General features: G+C 59.0%; 10 protein-coding genes and 2 pseudogenes. 11 read left to right on the top strand and 1 reads right to left on the bottom strand.

Going from position 1 to position 14537, the window contains the following annotated elements:
• Window positions 1-1151 precede the first annotated feature (1151 nt).
• From X750_RS159680 to tnpA, 10 genes and pseudogenes are all read left to right on the top strand, one after another.
• The gene (locus X750_RS159680; protein ID WP_023746741.1) at window positions 1152-2759 is read left to right on the top strand and encodes an ABC transporter substrate-binding protein; all 1608 of its coding nucleotides are present in this window, start codon (window positions 1152-1154) and stop codon (window positions 2757-2759) included.
• The gene (locus X750_RS159685) at window positions 2759-3700 is read left to right on the top strand and encodes an ABC transporter permease (protein ID WP_023746740.1); all 942 of its coding nucleotides are present in this window, start codon (window positions 2759-2761) and stop codon (window positions 3698-3700) included. The genes X750_RS159680 and X750_RS159685 overlap by 1 nt, the downstream gene beginning before the upstream one ends.
• 1 nt (window position 3701) lies before the next feature.
• The gene (locus X750_RS159690; RefSeq protein WP_023746739.1) at window positions 3702-4583 is read left to right on the top strand and encodes an ABC transporter permease; all 882 of its coding nucleotides are present in this window, start codon (window positions 3702-3704) and stop codon (window positions 4581-4583) included.
• A 2-nt stretch (window positions 4584-4585) separates the two neighbouring features.
• Window positions 4586-5593 carry an ABC transporter ATP-binding protein gene (locus X750_RS159695; RefSeq protein WP_023746738.1) on the top strand — a complete coding sequence of 336 codons (1008 nt, stop codon included), beginning with the start codon at window positions 4586-4588 and terminating at the stop codon, window positions 5591-5593.
• Entirely contained in the window at window positions 5590-6630 is a 1041-nt protein-coding gene (locus X750_RS159700; protein ID WP_023746737.1) for a dipeptide ABC transporter ATP-binding protein, read from the top strand. Before X750_RS159695 ends, X750_RS159700 begins: the two co-directional genes overlap by 4 nt.
• A gap of 23 nt (window positions 6631-6653) precedes the next feature.
• A complete protein-coding gene (locus X750_RS159705) occupies window positions 6654-8066 on the top strand; it encodes a CapA family protein (RefSeq protein WP_023746736.1) in 1413 nt (470 codons plus the stop codon).
• A gap of 184 nt (window positions 8067-8250) precedes the next feature.
• Window positions 8251-9246: a succinylglutamate desuccinylase/aspartoacylase family protein gene (locus tag X750_RS159710; RefSeq protein WP_023746735.1), complete on the top strand. Its 996-nt coding sequence runs from the start codon at window positions 8251-8253 to the stop codon at window positions 9244-9246.
• A gap of 64 nt (window positions 9247-9310) precedes the next feature.
• Window positions 9311-10127 (top strand): annotated as a pseudogene (locus X750_RS01000000162655) (IS5 family transposase).
• A 297-nt stretch (window positions 10128-10424) separates the two neighbouring features.
• Window positions 10425-11003, top strand: a pseudogene (locus tag X750_RS01000000162650) (transposase); the annotation flags it as partial.
• 344 nt (window positions 11004-11347) lie between these two features.
• Complete coding sequence (gene tnpA, locus X750_RS1000000167495) at window positions 11348-11770, top strand: IS200/IS605 family transposase (protein ID WP_348524463.1); 423 nt, start codon at window positions 11348-11350, stop codon at window positions 11768-11770.
• 623 nt (window positions 11771-12393) lie between these two features.
• On the opposite strand, the gene X750_RS159720 is transcribed toward tnpA, so the two are convergent.
• The gene (locus X750_RS159720; protein WP_023746733.1) at window positions 12394-13296 is read right to left on the bottom strand and encodes a LysR family transcriptional regulator; all 903 of its coding nucleotides are present in this window, start codon (window positions 13294-13296) and stop codon (window positions 12394-12396) included.
• Window positions 13297-13531: 235 nt separating this feature from the next.
• On the opposite strand from X750_RS159720, the gene X750_RS159725 reads away from it, so the two are divergent.
• Entirely contained in the window at window positions 13532-14527 is a 996-nt protein-coding gene (locus X750_RS159725) for a TRAP transporter substrate-binding protein (protein WP_023746732.1), read from the top strand.
• Window positions 14528-14537: the final 10 nt, after the last annotated feature.

The following is a 14537-nucleotide window of genomic DNA, read 5'->3' as shown; positions in this document are numbered from 1 at the left end:
GGTTTCGGCTCGCTCCAAACGCACTATCTTCTATGCCATCGTGGTGGCCTTGCTCCAGCGGAACCGCTCCCGTCTGTTGCGCAATAAAGGCTCATAGTCGGAGAAGGCACTATTCGGATCCGGTTGGCGCCTGTCACCGGAGATGCTCTTGGCCCCCCATTCGATTTGTTGCGGCATGTTGGCGCGGACGTGTCCCGATGGCATTTGTGACAACTTCGAGCTCGGAGCAAAACACCATAAAGATTCTTGTCCGGGTCAAGCGGGTTGTGAGTGCAAATGTTAAGGTTCTGGTGAAGGGTGACGGCTCAGCGGTTGAACTCGCCAACTCCCGTGCACGGTCACCGATCCAGACCTGCGTCCCCGATATTGAGAGGGAAGTAGCTGCCTCCATCGGACTCCGCGCCGCATCCAGAAATCGCAGCGCTCCCGTTCGAGTCTACCGGTTCCCCGTATGTAATGGCCGCGATCCGCCGTAGCACAGGGCTGCCCATCCACGACATTACGGACCTCTACCGGCTGCCGCTCGCGTCAGTCGCCTCAGGGCGATCCCATGGGCTGGCTTGCCTGTTCCTTGGCTGCCAAGAAGGCGAATGGCACTCTGATGTGGCTTTTGACAGCCGCACTTTAGCAAGCGCGATCCGCGGAGGGAGGTTGTCCACATGAGGTCATATCACGCTTAGCCACCATCTCGTTTCTAGATGACGACAATACACAAACTGTGTTTGACGGAAGCCGCTAGGGGATTGATGCTCGATTCAAATAAAGGCGCCAAGTGACTACAAGAGCCTTGTAATTCGGGAAGAGCAGATGCACTGCGTCGAGACGTTCCGCGATCTGCAGGGAGAGGCAACGGCATGGCGCCGCTGCCTCCACGAAAATCCCGAGCTCGACTATCGGGTATATAACACAGCGAGGTTCGTGACCCAGAAACCCGCTTCATTTTGGCATCAAACCTCGTCGAAAAGCCCGCGGCATATGCAAATGCATGCGACCACGACGGTCACGCCTGTTGCTGGGGACCGCGGAGTACCTTGCGAATATGCGCAACTTCAAGGCTCCCTTGATGCGCTTGCGGGTCATAGGCGCAATGATCATCTGCAATTCCACTGCGTGGGATCAACATGCGACTGAGAAAAAAGGGGAACTGGAACATGACAATCTCTCGACGCGACCTCTTTAAAGTGGGCTTGGCCGCCGGAGCGGCTATATCGATACCTTCGGTCCTGCGGGCACAGACTTCGTCAGCCGGCTCGCGAACCGTGCGGATGGTGAAGTCGTCTGACCTGCGTGTATTTGATCCGATCTGGACGGCGACGAACATCACGGCCGATCATGGCGCGGCGATTTACGACACGCTGTTCTCGCTTGACTCGAAGTTCATGCCCCAGCCGCAAATGGTCGGAAAATGGGGCGTCTCCGACGACAAGAAGACCTATACGTTCGAGTTGCGGGATGGCCTGGGCTGGCACGATGGCAGCCCCGTCACCGCAGCGGATTGCGTCGCCTCTATCCGCCGCTGGGGCCATGTGCATCCCGGCGGGCAGCTGATCATGGCACGCGCCAGTGACATCTCGAAGAAGGACGGCAAAACGTTCACGATCGCGCTCAAGGAGCCGCTTGGGCTTTTGATCGATCTCCTGGCGGACCTGACGCCCCCGTGCCTATTCATCATGCGCGAGAAGGACGCGAATCGCCCCGCAACCGAACAGGTGACCGCGAATATTGGATCAGGACCGTTCAGGTTCAATGAAGGTCTTGCGAAGCCAGGCGCGAGCATCACCTATGACCGCAATGAGAAATACGTGCCGCGCAAGGAGCCGTCTGACGGATTGGCGGGCGGGAAGATCGCCAATGTCGATCGGGTCATCTGGGATGTTATCGCCGACCAGCAGACGGCGATGGCGGCCTTGCAAGCAGGTGAGATTGATTATTTCGAGACGCCGCCGGCTGATCTCTACTCCTTGATCGAGAGCGATCCCGATCTTGAACTTCACGTTCTGGACAAGCCGGGCTGGAACGTGGTGCTGCGCATGAACTTCCAGCAGCCGCCGTTCAACAACATCAATGCGCGCCAGGCGGTGCTTCACCTGATCGATCAGGAGGCGTTCATGCGCGTCATGTCAGACCCAAAATACATCGACACCGTCACTTCGATATTCGGCAACGATACGCTCGTGTCCAACGATGAGAACACGGGATGGTACAAGAAAGGTGGCGATGCGGAAAAGGCCAAGCAGCTCTTCAAGGAGGCCGGATACACCGGCGAGAAGGTCGTCATTCTCGATCCGACGGACTCGCGGGAGTTCGACAATGCCTCACAGCTACTGGCGGCCGCGCTGCGCAAAATCGGCGTCAATGCCGAGCTTGCGCCGAGCGACTGGGGCGGGCTGACCACGCGCCGGGCAAACAAAGGCCCCGTTGAGAACGGCGGCTGGAACATGTTCATCACGGCGGAATCCAACTATTCCCTCGGCAATCCGCTCGCCACCCCCCTTCTCCTGGCGAATGGAGACGACGCCTGGTACGGCTGGCCGAAGAACGACGAATATGAGACGCTTCGCAGCAAATGGGCAAATGTCGCAACGCTCGAGGAACGCAAGGGGCTGGCCCGCAAGATGCAAGCAATCTGGTGGGACTTCGTCGGCGATGTGAGGTTGGGAAAATACGTCTCGCCAATCGCACATCGCAAGACCCTTACGGGCCTCATCGGCATGCCGCAGATCGTCCCGATGTGGAACATGCAGAAAGCTTCGGCCTGATGGCTGTCTACATCCTACGCAGATTGCTTTCGACCGTCGCCGTCATGGCGATGGTCGGGATCTTCGTTTTCCTGCTTCTCAGGCTGGCGCCGGGCGATCCAGCGGCCATGATAGCCGGCAAGTCGGCCACAGCGGAGATGATCGCCGCCATCCGCGAAAAGCTGGGCCTGAACGATCCTATGCCAGTTCAGTTCATACGTTGGGTGCGCGACATGCTCAGCGGCGATTTCGGCATCTCGATCTTTTCCGGACGACCGGTTCTCGAGCTGATGTCGCAGCGGCTTGAGCCGACCCTTTCCCTTTCATTCCTGACGATGATCCTTTCGGTGTCGGTCGGGGTCTCCTTCGGCATCCTCGCCGCGTGGCGAACTGGTGGGCTCGTTGACCGCCTCCTCGCGGCCTTTTCGGCACTTGGTTATTCCGTCCCGGTCTTTGTCATTGGCTATTTTCTCATATACTTCTTCGCCATCAGGACACACTGGCTACCGGTCCAGGGATATGTGCCGATCGACGAGGGCGTAGGGCCTTGGTTTGCGCACCTGATCCTGCCCACAGTGGCGCTAAGTCTTGGCTACATTGCATTCGTCGCGCGGGCTACGCGGGCGAGCATGCTCGAGGTCCTGTCGGAAGACTATATGCGAACGGCCGCCGCCAAAGGCGCTTCGTCCTATGCCATGCTTTTCCACCATGCCCTGAAGAATGCCGGGGTCCCGATCCTTACCGTCGTCGGCATAAGCTTCGCCTATCTTATCGGTGGCGTCGTCCTCACGGAAACGGTGTTCAACATACCCGGTATCGGTCGTCTGGTCGTGGATGCGATCAACAACCGCGACTACCCCATCATTCAGAGCGTGCTGATCCTGACTTCGGGGCTGTACGTCCTTATTAATCTCGCGGTCGATCTGTCCTATACGCTGATCGATCCCCGCATCCGGTACTGACATGTCGCACCTCTCCGCACCAGTTGAAGCCGTGCCGATCGGTCGGCTTCAGCTATCCGATCTTCCCCGTCTCGCAAGGTGGCACTCGCTGGTCCTGATCGGCGGCGGCCTTTTGGTGCTGCTGATCATCCTGGCGCTCGGCGCCCCGTTTTACGCCGGAGATCCAGTGAACATGGATCCATTCAAGCGTCTCCAGCCGCCTTCGGCCGAGATGTGGTTCGGGAGCGATAATCTGGGCCGAGACGTGTTTGCCCGAACCATCTTCGGTGCTCGCATCTCCCTCATGGTTGGATTGCTGTCGGCGGCATGCGCGGCTCTTACCGGGCTTTTGATCGGGCTTGTCGCGGGCTACAGCCGCAGCTTCGACAACGCCGTCATGCGGGTCATGGACGGCCTGATGTCGATCCCGACGATTCTGCTGGCGATTGCGCTCATTTCTCTAACAGGACCGGGGATCGGCATCCTTATCGTCGCCATTGCGATCCCAGAGACGCCAGCCGTCGCGCGGCTGGTTCGTTCGGTGGTTTTGGGTGTCCGCGAGCGTCCCTACGTGGAGGCTGCCCTCTGCGGCGGTGCGCGCCTGCCCAAGGTGCTGTGGCGACATATCCTGCCGAGCACCATTCCGGCACTGATGGTCCAGAGCGCTACTGTCTGCGCCAGTGCGATCCTGACGGAGGCGGGGCTGAGTTTCCTCGGCGTGGGCGTGCCGCCCGAGATTCCGAGCTGGGGCAACTTGATCGCCAGTTCGCGCCTGTATCTTGCCATCGCCCCATTGACGATCTTCGCCCCCGGGATCTGCCTCGCCGTCACGGTTCTTGCCGTCAACCTGCTCGGGGACGGCGTGCGCGACCTGTTCGACCCTCGCGCCAAGCGGAGGCGGTAATTATGCAGATGCATCAAACCGCAGGGAACGACGTGCTTCTCGATGTCCGAGACCTTGAGACGCTCTTTTACGGCGAGGAAAGCGTCACCCGCGCGCTGGGCGGCATCAGCTTCCAGGTGAAGAAAGGCGAAACGCTCGGCGTCGTCGGCGAGTCGGGATGCGGGAAGAGCGTCACTGGCCTCTCCATACTTCGACTGCTGCCGAAGCTCACCGCCAAGACCGTCGGCGGCGAGATCCGCTTTCACGGACGCGACCTCCTTGGGCTATCCGATCGGGAGATGCGACATATCCGCGGCGACCGAATTGCTATGATCTTCCAGGAGCCGATGACGAGCCTGAACCCGGTCTATACGGTCGGCCACCAGATCGCCGAGGCGGTGCAGATCCACACGAAAGCATCCCGCTCGGCTGCAATGAAGAAAGCCGAAGAGATGCTCCGTCTCGTCCGCATCGCGGACCCCGAGCGTCGCGTGAACAACTATCCCCACGAAATGTCGGGCGGCATGCGCCAGCGCGCCATGATCGCCATGGCTCTTGCCTGCTCGCCGGAACTGTTGATTGCCGACGAGCCGACGACCGCGCTTGATGTCACTATCCAGGCGCAGATCCTGCGGCTCATCGTCGATCTGAAAGAGCGCACGGGAACGGCCGTTATGTTCATCACCCATGATCTTGGCGTTGTGGCCGAGACATGCCAACGCGTTATTGTTATGTATGCTGGTCGAATCGTAGAGAAAGCGACCGTAATAGATCTGTTCGCGCGCCCGGCGCATCCGTACACCCAGGGCCTCATGCGATCGGTACCGGATCGGCGGCGCGGCCGACAGCGCCGCCTCCCCGAAATTCCCGGCATCGTGCCAAGCCTGCGCGAGCCGATTGTCGGATGCAACTTCGCTCCCCGCTGCCCGTTCGCGATCGATATTTGCCGCGAGAAGACACCGAGCATGCGTGATGTCGGCTCGGGCCACGCGGCAGCTTGCTGGCGCGCCGAAGAGGTAATGGGCTCATGAGTGGCCCTTTACTGAAAGTCGAGAAGCTGACCAAGCATTATCCGCTTAGCACGGGAATCTTCAAGAAAAGCATTCCGGTGATCCGGGCGGTGGAGGATGTATCCTTTTCCGTTGAGGCGGGCGAGACGCTTTGCATCGTCGGTGAATCCGGCTGCGGCAAGTCGACTGTCGCGCGGCTCTTGATGCGCCTCGTGGAGCCGACGGGCGGGCGCGTGCTGATCGACGGGACCGATATTGCTGGCCTGAAGAAGGACGCGCTTCGCGCATTTCGCCGTCGGATGCAGATGGTCTTTCAGGATCCTTATTCGTCGCTGAACCCGCGCCTTACCGCCGGACAGATTATCACCGAACCTGTCGAGAATTTTGAGCGTTTCAGCCGCAAGCAGCGCCAGGCGCTTGCCGCCGACCTGCTCCGAAAGGTCGGGATGTCGCCCGACATGATGCACAGGCTTCCGTCGGAGTTGTCAGGCGGTCAGCGCCAGCGGCTCGGCATTGCACGCGCCCTGTCGCTCAATCCCTCGCTCATCATCGCGGACGAGGCGGTGTCAGCCCTTGACGTCTCCGTGCAGGCGCAGATCTTAAACCTGCTTCTGGATCTACAGCAGCAGATGGGCATCGCCTTCGTCTTCATCTCGCATGACCTTGGCGTCGTGGAGCACATCGCCCATCGGGTCGCGGTTATGTATTTGGGGCGGATCGTAGAACTCGCCCCATGCGAGGCGCTCTTCGCCAAGCCAGTCCATCCCTACACCGAGGCGCTGATCGCGGCAGCTCCGGTGCCGGATCCGACGCGACTTCGGCTGGAGGCGCCCGTGGAGGGTGAAGTTCCGAGCCCGATCAACCCGCCGAAAGGGTGCGCGTTTCACCCGCGCTGTCCGCTCGCGGTCGAGCGTTGCCGCATCGACGCGCCGCCCATGGTGCCGATGCCAGACGGACGCATCGTGGCCTGTCATGTGCGCGCTCCGGTGGCGGAAGTTCCGGCCAAGCTGGCTGAAGCGGCAAATGCCTCGGCCATAACAGTTTCGGCGGTTTCGTAAGCAGTCAACCTATTGAGGATGCAATGGAAGAAAATTCACACGATAACGGTTCTCATCCAGTCCGGCGGGCTGATGGCTACGATACGGTCGGCTCGATCGAAACCAACGTTGCAGACGGCTTCACCATGGTCGCAGTTGGCGACCTCATCGTATCGCGACCGCTGACCAGATACGAACATCCCGGCTTCGGCGACGTCGTCAAGATCCTTTGTGATGCCGATGTCACGTTCGGCAACATGGAAACCCTGATCTTCGATATTCGATCGTTCAAGGGAAGTCCGGAGGCTGAGTACGGTGGTGCATATCACATCAGCATTCCGGAGCTCGGACCTGATCTGAAGGCGATGGGGTTCAATCTAATGAGCCGCGCAAATAACCATACGCTTGATTGGGGCCTTGAAGGCATGCGCGAGACGAGCCGCATATTGGATGAGAGCGGGATCGTCCATGCAGGTGTTGGGGAAAATCTTGCACAAGCCGGCGCCGCTCGCTTCTTGGAGACTACGCGCGGTCGCGTGGCACTGTTGTCGTTTACCTCAACGTTCATGCCGATGTCTCGTGCGTGCGGTCCCGCCGGCGAGGCGCCCGGCAGACCCGGACTCAACCCCCTTCGTTTGGCGGAAATCATCGTGGTCCCGCCAGAGATGCTCAAAAACTTAAAGCAAGTGCGCGATGCGCTGCCCGGTTACAAGTCCGGCCATGGTGACTCAGCCCGAGTAGTGGTCGCCGGAGCGACGTTCAAGGCGGGCGACAAGGCCGGCTATAGCTACGAACCCGACCCGGGCGGTGTCGCCGACATCCTTCGAAACGTTCGCCGGGGCAAGCAGTTCTCTGATTTCTGCATCGTCACGAACCACGGTCACGAGCCTAATTGGAGCGAGGAAGTAAGCCAGGAACCGCCGGATTATGAGCAATCCTTTGCGCGTAGACTTATTGATGCCGGGGCCGATGCATACGTCGTACATGGACCTCACCTGCTGCGAGGCATAGAGATCTACAAGGGCCGCCCCATCTTTTACAGCCTCGGAAATTTTTTCTACGACGACCTGCGAACGCCCGTGGGGGCTGACATGTTTGCCGCCTACGGCAAAGATCCACGACGCGACACCGATGCCGAGGTGACTGTCGACGAAGAGACGAAGGGATACCCCACGGCGGACGGCTTTGTGGGCGCGCTTGCGCAACCCATTTTCTACGAGAGCATCATCACCGTAAGCCGATTTGAGCAGAACCAGCTTGCTGAACTGCGGCTTTATCCGATCGAACTCGGCTACTCCAAGAGGTTTGCCAATCGAGGTATCCCGCAGTTGGTCCCCGGGCCACAGGCAAACGCCATTCTGGAGCGTCTTCAGAAGCTCTCCAAGCCGTTCGGGACCGAAATTGCCATCGAAAACCACATTGGAGTCATAAGGCTGAAACCCGGCTCGTCACTATGAGGTGCCTCGGGCGCGCGGCTCAGAATTCTTATCCCAGAAGGCTGCGACGCGCTTAGATCGGTGTTTAGCGACCTACCGTTTACACAATGTCATTGAAACAGATGTTGTCGCTGGTTTTACAAAAACCTGCGGCAGGTTCCGCTGACTTGCCAATCGTAAATTCTATACCAACGGAGGCTGAACAATGAGCCAAACACCACACCTTACGTTCGATCTCGACACGCCTGGCGTGAGCACGGGCCATCTTGTTATTCCCAAAGGAGACGACTGCGAAGCCCTTGCTCTTCCGGTCTTCAGCCTCAATAAAGGGGAGGGACGGCAGCTTCTTATCACTGGCGGAAATCATGGCAACGAACTGGAGGGGCCAATTGTCGCACGACGGCTTGTTGACTGGCTGCCTGAAGCGCAGACCTGCGGAAGGGTGATCATCGTGCCTGAGATCAATCCACTGGCCGTGCAGGCTTGGACCCGCAACACGCCGGTTGATGGGAAGAATCTCAATCGAGTGTTTCCGGGCCGTGCCGACGGGTCGGTAAGCGAACGGATCGCGGATGCTGTTTCGCACCTGTTGTTGCCAATGGTGGACACCGTATTCGATCTGCACAGTTTCGGACCAGGGTGGGATTTTCCACCGGCGGTCATCACGCATCCTATTGCTGATGCCTACCTCATGGCCGAGACGCTCCGAATGGCAGAGGCATTCAAACTACCCTTGACATTGCTCTGGGGATCCGACGACACGCCAGGAATGTTCGATACTTGGGCGCATAGCCAAGGCAAGGTATTCATTTGTGCTGAATTCGGCAGCGGCACGGTCAGCGCCGAAGCTTTGGCGATCTATGAAGCTGGGGTACGCAACGCTCTCATCACGCTCGGACTTGTCGAGGGAAAAGCCGAGTATCCGACCTTCCGTCAACAGAAGTCCAGCCAGACACTTCAAACGCTCTCATCTGACTTAGTAAAATCGCCCGCGCGGGGCATCTTCGAACCTCGCTGCTTGGCGCTGGACAAAGTCAACCAGGGAGACCTTGTAGGCGTCCTACATTCGATGGAGTCGCTATCGGATGGTTCTATTCATATTTGCGCGCCTAGCACATCTATCGTCTGCGCTGTAAAATCCGGATTGCATGTGGAGGCCGACGAGGAGATAGCAATGCTTGCGAGACCGCTCAACGTCTGAGAGGCGGTCTTGAAAATTGGCCTGCTGGGGTTCGTCTGAGGCTGGGTTATGATTCAAGCTGTCGATGTGGACAAAGCAGAGCCGTGGCCGGATGGCCCGGATCGCCAAGAAGACCAAGCGCTACCCGTCTGATTTGACGATTGAGGAGTGGGAGCAGTTCGCGCCGCTGATGCCCAAGCCTGGGTGGCGTGGCCGTCCGCGCGAGGTTGATGCGCGAGGCGATCAATGCGGTGCGATACCTGGTCCGTTCGGGTTGCGGCTGGCGGATGCTGCCGATCCGCTTTGGACCTTGGCAGACGGTCTAAGGCTGGTTTCGAGAGCTGGCGCGCCGGTTTCTGTTCCAGACCGTCCACGATGTGGCGCTGATGCTGGATCGTGAGCGGGCCGGACGCGAGGCGAGCCCGTCGGCGGCGGTGATCGACAGCCAGTCTGTCAAGGCCCCGCAAGCTAGAACAAGGGGTTACGACGCCGGAAAGAAGATTGTCGGACGCAAGCGCCATATCGCAGTCGATACGGATGGGCGGCTGTTGATGGTCAACCTGACGCCGGCCGATATCTCCGCAGCGCCGGCGCTCGGGCGATCTTGCATGGTATTCGCCAGCGCTGGCCCTGGGTGAAGCATCTGTTCGCCGACGGCGCCTATGATCGGCTAAAGCTCATGGACAAGGCCGCCTGGACTTCGTGGTTGAGATCATCCGTCGATCCGATGACCAGAAGGGCTTCGATGTCTTACCCCGACGCTGGGTCGTCGAGCGGACCTTCGGCTGGATGACCCGATGGCGCCGCCTCGTGCGCGACTACGAGCAGCGCATCGACGTCTCTCACGCAATGATCCTCGTCGCAATGGGCGCAACCTCATCCGCCGAAACGCCGATCCTTGAATTTCAAAACGGACTCTGAGAAACATATCCGTATCGACGAGCGAGATCGGTAGGCACCTGCTGAGACACGATTGATCGGGATAGGGAACGCCTCACGGTAGGTTTGATCGAATTTGGCTTCCAGCACCGCAAATACTGGCTGAGCCTGCGGGCGAGCAATCGGAGGCAGCCGATGACGCAGACCAAATGACGAGAGCAGCGGTTTGTCGGACGACCGCGCATCGCTATAGGCATGCTTTGGCAGGAAACAGACAGCTTCAATCCTTTGCCGACCGCCGCAGCAGACTTCATTGTCCATGGGGCAGAAGAGATGGAGAAGTCAGTCGTGGAAAGTTTGAGGCGCGCATCGGAGATGCTGACAGCAGGGCACGTCACTCTGGAGACGGTGATTGGTGCGATGCTGACGGCGCGGACGGAGTTCTGGGGCGAGTTCACCAAGCTCCATCGCGAGATGCTGAAGATCGCGAGCGCTGAAGGTTTGCCGCAGACTGATGAGCACACCTGGCGTCGGGGCCTTGGTCGCACTGACCAATCGCTCGGCAGTGGACGACCCGATGCGGTTTGGAAAATCCAGTACGGTCGGAGCCTACTTCGCGCTTACGCACAAAAAAATCAATCCGGTGAGACTGATCGAGGCGGTGGTGTCAGCAAGGTGGGCGGCGCCATGGTGCGAACCGCGCTCTTTGAAGCGGCGCACATCATGCCGACGCGGGCGACCCGCTTCTCGAGCCTGAAGCACTGGGCACTCGATGTGGCGAAAACGTCGGGGCATGAAGCGCGCCAAGGTGGCGCTTGCCCGCAAGTTGGCGTCGTCTTCATCGGGTGTGGGTGGATGCGACCGACTTCCGCCGGAGCAGGGCCATCACGATGGCATAGGAGATAGAGCGTTTGGAGCGAGCCGAAAAGGCACCGCTCTTAAGGTCCGGTCGCCGGGGCGAGGGCTTGGCAAGGTCTTGTGTGGTGCTGTGAATGCTTCGGCAAACCACGTTTCCTAGATTGACCTGTCAGCTCTGGATCTGATGGCATAGTGTGGCGGCCTTCGCGCTGACCACGGACAGAAGCATGATCCTGGTGATGACATATCGTTCAGAGGGGACTTGACGAACGAATGCCCATTACAGAAGCATCACAGTTGCATTTTAGAGTCCCCGAGAGGGGATCTGTAAACCCCACGCCTTTAGGCGGCTGGGATTGTGGCGCTTCCGGTATAGATTGTGTGGATGGAAGCATACAAGCGTGGCAGCCACACGGTTTGGGACTGCAAGTATCACCTGGTTTGGGTGACGAGATACCGTTACGCGGTGCTTGTGGCGACGTTGGGACCCGGCGGGAACTACTGCGCGAGACGGCGCAGGCGCATGAGATGGTTGTGCATGCCGGATCGATCAATCGCGACCATGTGCATACGCTGGGTGTCGATCCCGCCGAACCTGTCGGTATCGCGAGCCGTGCAGCACCTGAAGGGGCGCAGTTCACACAAGCTGCTGAGCGAGTTCGGTATATTGCGCAAGCGCTACTGGGGCCAGCACCTGTCGGCCAGCGGCTATTGGGTAACCACCAGTGGGAACGTGACCGACGAGATGTGGGGTCGAGTATATCAAGAAACCAGAAGCCGCCGGAGCCCGACGACAACTTCAACGTGACGTGAGTTTCGCTCCTGTCCGCCCATCGGCGGACCGATCCGGCTTTAAGTCGTAACCCGAAGCCACCGCCTTTCAGGCGGTGGAGCATTCACGTGAGCTCGTCGAGCGGCAGGCCTGATGGGCGCGCCTCCAGCATGACCACGCAATGACGTAGGCGGGTTTTATGCGACGCTGGGCATGGTGGCGATGCGTCGGACGCCCTGGACAGGCCAGCGGATCAGATCCTGATGGTCGGCTCCGCAGTCTTTTTTGGGGCGCCCGTGGCCTCGAGACCCGGCGCAATGACAGCGACGGTGACCTCGCATTCTTCACGACATGTTGGTCCAAAGCCCGATTTCGTCTCATTATATTGGTCGGCATCGAGATCGACGAGTTCGCGGTAGGAAGCTCTTGCGCCGCAGAATGTCACGACCGATCTTCCACTGGATGCAATGGAAACCTTCGCTAGTGCCGTGGTCTGATAGTGCGATTCGGTAGTCCGCCGTCCGAAACCACTTCGTCCCATCCCATACCAACCGTTCCGCAGCACAAATTCCAACCCAGCGCCGCCAAGCCATGGTCCGTTCGACCAGCACGGGCGCCGAGTCAGAGGGTTGAGTCCTCCGAAGTATTGCGGAAGCGGGTCAGTGAGACAAAGTTTGTGGCTTCAACGTCCGATTGGGAAACGGTTCGACCACCGTGCTTTGAAACTCCGTCCTCAAGAAAGTGGCGAGTTGCCTGACCGCCAAGCGTGGTTGTTGTGGAAGAACCATCGCCAGACGCAAAAGTGGGAGGTCCGGCATCCCATCCTCAGTCGTCAACTTGCGCCAGTCTGCCGGCACCACGGCTTCTGGCAGGACCGTCAAAAGGTCACCGGAAACAACCGCCAACTGAATGCCGGCAATATCTGAAGAAGAATAGACAATGCGCCAGCGCCGGTCCGCCCGTTCGAGAGCAGACAAAATCTGCGGGCGCGCCCGGCACCCGTCGGGGAAAAGCGCGAGTTGGACACAGCTGGCTTCCTCGGGGCGTCTGTTCGGCGCGGAACACCAGACCTGTTTTTCCAATCTGATGACCTCACCTTTGGGATCTCCTGCGTTCTGGGTGATGATCGCTATGTCCAGTTCGCGATTTTCGACCATGTATTCGAGACGGTGCGAAAAATCATACTGAAGATCGAGACTGACGGTCGGGTGCTGTGGAACGAAGCGCTGCATAAGCGCCGTACCGAACAGAGTGAGGTAGTCATCCGGCATGCCTAATCGCACTCGGCTTTCGTTTCTGCCTTCGAGGAGGGTCGCAAGAGCCTCGTCTTCTATCGCGCGAATCCTCCGCGCGTAGCCTAAGAGACGCTCACCAATCGGAGTTAGCGTTACGCGGCGGTGACCTCGATCGAACAGTCGCAGATCGAGACGCTCCTCCCACCTGCCGACTGCCATGCTGACGGCAGCTTGGGTTCGACCCAGGCGCTCGGCGGCCGCGGTAAAACTGCCTGTTTCCGCGACAGCGACGAAGGCTGCCAAAGCATCGCTGTCGAGATTGCGCATTCGTCCAGCTCCAAGGGTTCGCAGCGGTTTGATTATGCCAGATGATGACGCGTACGGTACATTAATCTGACATTGAATCTCTGACCGCGCTTGGGATGAATGACGTTTGGAGCTCCATCAACGGCTCATCAGGTATCAACTACGCTTATGCTGCAATAACAAATTTGTGGTTTTCAGGTCCGCTGGCGCGGTTATTTTAAAGTTGCGGCAATAACAAGATCGCAAAGGGGAACCAATGTTCAAGACCACGACACCGTGCCAGATTCTCGCCTCGCTCATCGGGGGCGTCTTCTGCGTCTCGAGCTTGTGGGTGGCCCAAGCAAGTTCTGAAACGACATTGCGGCTTGCGCATGCTTCCTCTGCCGATAGTCTTATCAACAAGGCGATGGAGAAATTCGCAGCCGAAGTCACGGACGCCACACAACAGTCGGTGAAAGTTCAGATTTTCCCAAACGCGCAACTGGGTGACGAAGGCCCGATCGCCGATGGTGTCGGCGCGGGCTCTATCGACATCGGCCTTGGCGGAGCCGTCGATGCAATCGACCCGCGCTTGAACGTGCTTTCGCTGCCGTTCCTATTTCGCGATGCGGATAATGTCCACAAATTCCTTGACAGTGACCAGGGGCAGCAGGTGCAACGCCTTGGGGAAGGCCGAGGCTACCTTATGCTGGGCGTTTTGGATTCAGGGTTCCGACAGTTCGCCACCAGCAAGGCGATTGTGACGCCGGCTGATCTGGCCGGAATCAAGATCAGGACACCTCCAAACCCGGTTATTCTGGCTACGATGAAAGGCCTGGGCGCACTCGCGGAATCTATCCCTTTCGGACAGGTCTACACGGCGCTGCAGTCGCACGTCGTTGCAGCCGTCGAACCCGAGATGCGCGATTACTATGACTCCAAATGGTACGAGGTCGTGAAGAGCCTCTCGATCTCCAACTATATCTGGACCGCCAACTGGTGGTACATGAACAAGGACAAGTTCGACTTCCTTACCCCCGCCGAACAGGCCTCAGTGAAAAAATCCGCCTCCGATACGGTTGCCTGGTATCGCACCGAGCTGACAGCGACCTACGCCGAAACGCAGAAGAAGCTCGAGGAGAAAGGCGTCAAGGTCACCACCGTGGATACGGCGCCGTTCGTCGTGCTCGTCAAACCCGTCTACGACAAGTTCTCCAATGAATGGGGCGCCGATCTGGTCTCCGCCGTCAAGCAAGCCGCGACCTCCAACTAGGGTGATCTCC

The sequence above is a fragment of the Mesorhizobium sp. LNJC391B00 genome (assembly GCF_000502535.1).
In the GTDB taxonomy this organism is placed as follows: domain Bacteria; phylum Pseudomonadota; class Alphaproteobacteria; order Rhizobiales; family Rhizobiaceae; genus Mesorhizobium.
This window is presented reverse-complemented; position numbering and strand designations above follow the sequence as displayed.

What these genes read in the sequence shown, in the direction of transcription:
- X750_RS159680 (WP_023746741.1), top strand. Translation starts at nt 1,152, where the DNA reads ATGACAATCTCTCGACGCGACCTCTTTAAAGTGGGCTTGGCCGCCGGA.
- X750_RS159685 (WP_023746740.1), top strand. Translation starts at nt 2,759, where the DNA reads ATGGCTGTCTACATCCTACGCAGATTGCTTTCGACCGTCGCCGTCATG.
- X750_RS159690 (WP_023746739.1), top strand. Translation starts at nt 3,702, where the DNA reads ATGTCGCACCTCTCCGCACCAGTTGAAGCCGTGCCGATCGGTCGGCTT.
- X750_RS159695 (WP_023746738.1), top strand. Translation starts at nt 4,586, where the DNA reads ATGCAGATGCATCAAACCGCAGGGAACGACGTGCTTCTCGATGTCCGA.
- X750_RS159700 (WP_023746737.1), top strand. Translation starts at nt 5,590, where the DNA reads ATGAGTGGCCCTTTACTGAAAGTCGAGAAGCTGACCAAGCATTATCCG.
- X750_RS159705 (WP_023746736.1), top strand. Translation starts at nt 6,654, where the DNA reads ATGGAAGAAAATTCACACGATAACGGTTCTCATCCAGTCCGGCGGGCT.
- X750_RS159710 (WP_023746735.1), top strand. Translation starts at nt 8,251, where the DNA reads ATGAGCCAAACACCACACCTTACGTTCGATCTCGACACGCCTGGCGTG.
- tnpA (WP_348524463.1), top strand. Translation starts at nt 11,348, where the DNA reads ATGGAAGCATACAAGCGTGGCAGCCACACGGTTTGGGACTGCAAGTAT.
- X750_RS159720 (WP_023746733.1), bottom strand. Translation starts at nt 13,296, where the DNA reads ATGCGCAATCTCGACAGCGATGCTTTGGCAGCCTTCGTCGCTGTCGCG.
- X750_RS159725 (WP_023746732.1), top strand. Translation starts at nt 13,532, where the DNA reads ATGTTCAAGACCACGACACCGTGCCAGATTCTCGCCTCGCTCATCGGG.